The sequence below is a fragment of the Tessaracoccus sp. OH4464_COT-324 genome, from assembly GCF_003932855.1.
Classification (GTDB): domain Bacteria; phylum Actinomycetota; class Actinomycetes; order Propionibacteriales; family Propionibacteriaceae; genus Arachnia.
This window is the reverse complement of the sequence record NZ_RQYZ01000189.1, coordinates 1-303: the sequence shown is the minus strand read 5'-3', so window position 1 is coordinate 303 and position 303 is coordinate 1. Positions and strand designations below refer to the sequence as shown.

At 39.9% G+C, this 303-nt stretch carries 1 pseudogene; it reads right to left on the bottom strand.

The window, feature by feature from the left end:
* A pseudogene (zevB, locus tag EII42_RS12730) lies at window positions 1–259 on the bottom strand (zinc transporter permease subunit ZevB); the annotation flags it as partial.
* Between the last annotated feature and the right edge of the window lie 44 nt (window positions 260–303).

Here is a 303-nt window from a genome sequence, read left to right as displayed (position 1 = left end):
CAATTAACAACTCCCCACCTCGTACTGGTAACGTCGTACCATATATCAAGGTCAATGCAAAAAATAGCATAATAGCCCCTGCGAACATGCGAACAAAAATTGTCCAATGTTCTTTGTTTCTTGCAAAATAAAAATTCCCCAATTGCACCGCACTTTTTCTTGCATATAGCACAATTAAGGCAAATCCCGATAACATTAACCCTGTTCCTAAGGACATTGCCAAGGTTGCTAACATCCCCCAGAAGTATAGATCCAACATATAAGCCAAAAACAATACAAATATAGCGCCAGAACAAGGGCGCA